The following is a 3,882-nucleotide window of genomic DNA, read 5'->3' as shown; positions in this document are numbered from 1 at the left end:
CCAACGGGAGTCGCCCGATGCATGGACTTGATATCGAACCGAACGAGGGACAGGCTGTCAATAATGTGCAGATTCTGAACTCGCAGTTCCTCAACAATTACGGTGGCGGGCTCATGACGTACATCGGTTCGGCGGGTGTTAGAAGTATTACTAATCTGACGGTGGATGGCAACACGATGAGCAACAACGGAGGCGGCGGCATATATGCAGTGGGCATTAAAATTTCCGCAGCGGCAGGGGTCCGTATCACTAACAATAAAGTTCAGAGCAATAGAAATGACGGAATAGAAATTGAAAATGGAGCTACCCGTAATATGGTTGATGGTAACACTGTTTCGGGAAACAGAGCATACGGTATTCAGATTTATGATAGCACTTCAAACTACAACACAATCTCTAACAATACAGTTACAGGTAACGGAGGACGGGCTATTGTAGACAGAGGGACAGGCAACACTATTAGTGGCAACACTGTTCAGTAAACTACCCGTGAAAGGGGTGCAAGAGACTTGAGTTAAGTCTCTCGCACCCTTTGTTTAACTGCCCAAAAATACTTGTAAACAAAGAGCGAGTCCCGATGAGTCATGAAAAACCAAAAGTCTACAACGGCTGATTCAGAGAGTCAGTGATTCCGCTCGCCAAGACTCAGGGAGGCCCATTGTCCAACAGCCAATCAACGCGACCTATTAAAAAAGCCAGCCGCGAGCTTTGTGCTGGAACAGCGGTGAAGGTCGCATGGGTCAAGCACCACTTTATGAAAGTTATTCCAGACCTATACCAAATCTGAGGCATTCCTAGCGAAAATTTAAAGCAACCCAGCCATTCCTTGCTGAATTAGCCTAGGAATAAGCCGCGCTCGAGCCTTATCCGACTTATCTTTTCCGGCAACAAGCCCGCGGCCGACGGTTGAATATAGCAAAGTCTTTTATTAAGCGCGAGCCGCGGCATTCGGCTAAAGGTTATAAATTATAGTTTAAGCCAGGCTCTGAGCTAAAGCAGAGAGCAAAAATCAGTGAAAGAAACGGCAGATGTTTATAGTGCTCAAAAAGCCAAGATTGCCATAGCAGCCGTAAAAGGCATCAAGACGATCAATGAATTGCTCAAGAGCACAGTATCCGCCCGAACCGGGTGAGTCCATGGAAAAAAGACCTGTCGGCGAAGGCGGGCAGCTTGTTGGAAGGCAAGCGCGGGCCGAAACCCATCAACGTGCAGAGCGATCCTGAGCGTTCGCCAGGATTGGACACTTGAACAGGGAGCACCGCTATCGCCTATATCCGCTTACCGCGCGGGTTTGTTTATCGGCTCGCGATGCCTTTACCGGCGGCTTGCTGACAACCGCATCCTGATCAGTAGGGAGGGGCGAGGCCGGGCCCTGGATAATATTTTGGCCGAGCGGCTGTGCCGGACACTGAAATATGAACACGTGTATTTAAAGCCACGGCAGCAGGCAGGACATGTTGATGGAAGTGATGCCCGTCTTTCCACTTCTATAACCAGGAACGCTGGCATCAAGCACTGGCTTGCCAAATGCCGCAGGAAGTCTATACAAGGGCTAGGGGCAGTAGGGTCAAGATCATCGACAAAATCAACGGTACGGGTGAAATATCAGAGACTGTGCTGAAAACGGGGACCGCGCCATTCAGCTGGAGTGTGATCACGGCTCTTTCTTTAATTAAGGTATTTTTTGTCTGGACTATGGGGTCTACTTTACTATATCGGGTTTCAGTTTATCGTTTTAATTTAAGGCTTTTAGCTCCCCTGACTAATCTATCAAAGTTAAAATCATTTTATAGTTTATTTCACTATAAGGCTGTTATTAACCATTTTAACGCCTTTAACCGTTCTTGCCAGTTCTACAGCTCTGGCAGCGGCCTGGGTGGAGTCAACAAAGCCGCTAAGCTGTACGATACCCTTAAAGGTCTCAACATCAATCTGCATTACCTTAAGTCTGGAATCTCCCAATATTGATGCTTTAACCTTGGTGGTGAGAACAGCATCATCAAAATATTCTCCGGTACTTTCATACGTTCTGCTTCCGGCACAACCGGCAATTGACACCATCAACAGAAAACCTAATAAAAAACGCATTATCAAATTTAATTTACTCATAATATTAGCTTAAATCAAGATCAGGTGTAAGATTTTAAACAAGGACGATTTTCTGGCATTAAATTCGGCAGTAATTTCTCGGTATCAATTTTTTAGCGTCAAGCAAGATAAAGTACTACACTCAAACATTTGTAAATTAAATAATACCATGGTCAAATCATACAACAATATGCGGCCAATGTAATCTACTTCGGGTTTCCGGCTAAGGATAAATTAAACTCATAGGGAGTTTTTATACAATGGAAACTGCTAGCTCAATAATTCAAGTATATGCTTTAATTCTCTTACAAAAACAGTGAAACTCTTGTAAGATTTAAAAGTCTATTCGTTGCAATCATTTATTTTTAAGGAATTGTTTAAAATGAGATTAAATACCGCTATTTCGCGTCCGGAAGCAAGTATTCTGGCAACCAATAAAATGCTGAAGAACACCTATATGTTATTAGCAATGACATTAATTTTCAGCGCTATAACGGCTGGTGCAGCAATGTATCTGAATCTGCCGCATCCTGGTCTAGTAATTACCATGATTGGCTATTTCGGCCTGCTATTTTTAACCACAAAATTCAGTAACAGCAGTTTAGGCCTGGTTTTTGTCTTTGCATTAACCGGCTTTATGGGATTAACGTTGGGGCCTATTTTGAACATGTATACCCAGGCCTTCAATAATGGTCACGAACTGATCATGACGGCATTGGGCGGCACAGGGGTAATATTTCTGGGACTTTCAGGCTATGCCTTGACTACCCGCAAGGATTTCAGCTTTTTAGGCGGCTTCCTGATGGTAGGCATTCTGGTGGCATTCCTGGCCGGTATCGGCGCCATGTTCTTTGCCATGCCGGGCTTATCACTGGCTGTATCCGCCATGTTTATTTTGCTTATGTCCGGTATGATTTTATTTCAGACCAGCGCAATAATACACGGTGGTGAAACCAACTATATTTTAGCGACTATTTCTTTATACGTATCCATCTATAACCTGTTCCTGAGCTTGTTGCAACTGCTTGGGGTCTTTAGCGGTGACGACTAAGCTGTCTTTTAGTTCATTCGTTTATAAATGGTCAAGAAAAAGCCCGGCCCGGTTGGCCGGGCTTTTTTGCTTGCTGCTAGTTGCTAATAGCTGCCAGACTGCAAAAACTCCTGAAGAAATTACGCTTGTTTTCTGGGATGAATTGACACAGGGGAATATTGAAACTGCAAAAAAATATGCAACTCCAGATACTCAGCACTTGGTTACACAGCAGCGGCAAGTTAATGAAAATTCCAGTCTGGAAACTGGCCAAATAGCTATCAAAGGCCTGAATGCCTATGTCGAAACAATAATTACACCAACCGCTACTGACGATTACAGGCCGGTATTATCTTTTAATACGGTTCTATTAAAAGATAATAATCAATGGCAAGTTGATTACCGGCAGACCCTCAATAATATTTCAAATAACCCTTTCAGCGGGGTTTTTAAAAGTCTGGAAGATTTTGGCGAAACGTTTAAAGAACAACTGGAACAACAAATGCCGTTGATCGAAAAAGAATTAGAGACTTTTGGGGACATATTAAAACAGCAACTGGAAGAATTCGGACGCTCCTTGAAAAACCTCAAGCCCCTTCCCCCAGCTAAGCAACAGCCTAATGATGATGCGATCTAGTAGTCTCCCTATGAGATAAATGAGAATGCTGAACTGGTGTTTCCCAAGATTACCTCAACCAATTGAGGACGCTGCAAATGAAGAAGCGTTATATGGGACGGCTTAACATCAAAGACCGTGAAGGGTG

4 protein-coding genes are annotated in these 3,882 nt (G+C 43.9%); 3 read left to right on the top strand and 1 reads right to left on the bottom strand.

Annotated features, from left to right (window positions below; genetic code table 11):
- On the top strand, positions 1–482 hold a 482-nt coding region (locus tag HUX64_RS02635), incomplete at its 5' end, for a right-handed parallel beta-helix repeat-containing protein (RefSeq protein WP_217426412.1).
- A gap of 1,312 nt (positions 483–1,794) precedes the next feature.
- On the opposite strand, the gene HUX64_RS02630 is transcribed toward HUX64_RS02635, so the two are convergent.
- Positions 1,795–2,109 (bottom strand): BON domain-containing protein, encoded by a 315-nt coding sequence (locus tag HUX64_RS02630; protein ID WP_174624691.1) that lies wholly within the window; start codon positions 2,107–2,109, stop codon positions 1,795–1,797.
- 361 nt (positions 2,110–2,470) lie between these two features.
- On the opposite strand from HUX64_RS02630, the gene HUX64_RS02625 reads away from it, so the two are divergent.
- Both HUX64_RS02625 and HUX64_RS02620 read left to right on the top strand, forming a co-directional pair.
- Positions 2,471–3,139: a Bax inhibitor-1/YccA family protein gene (locus HUX64_RS02625; protein ID WP_174624690.1), complete on the top strand. Its 669-nt coding sequence runs from the start codon at positions 2,471–2,473 to the stop codon at positions 3,137–3,139.
- A gap of 52 nt (positions 3,140–3,191) precedes the next feature.
- Positions 3,192–3,755 carry a nuclear transport factor 2 family protein gene (locus HUX64_RS02620; protein WP_174624689.1) on the top strand — a complete coding sequence of 188 codons (564 nt, stop codon included), beginning with the start codon at positions 3,192–3,194 and terminating at the stop codon, positions 3,753–3,755.
- Positions 3,756–3,882: the final 127 nt, after the last annotated feature.

The organism is Candidatus Methylobacter favarea (assembly GCF_902806695.1).
In the GTDB taxonomy this organism is placed as follows: Bacteria; Pseudomonadota; Gammaproteobacteria; order Methylococcales; family Methylomonadaceae; genus Methylobacter_B; species Methylobacter_B favarea.
Note: the sequence above shows the minus strand (reverse complement) of the source record. Positions and strands in the feature narration are given on the sequence as shown.

What these genes read in the sequence shown, in the direction of transcription:
- HUX64_RS02625 (WP_174624690.1), top strand. Translation starts at nt 2,471, where the DNA reads ATGAGATTAAATACCGCTATTTCGCGTCCGGAAGCAAGTATTCTGGCA.
- HUX64_RS02630 (WP_174624691.1), bottom strand. Translation starts at nt 2,109, where the DNA reads ATGAGTAAATTAAATTTGATAATGCGTTTTTTATTAGGTTTTCTGTTG.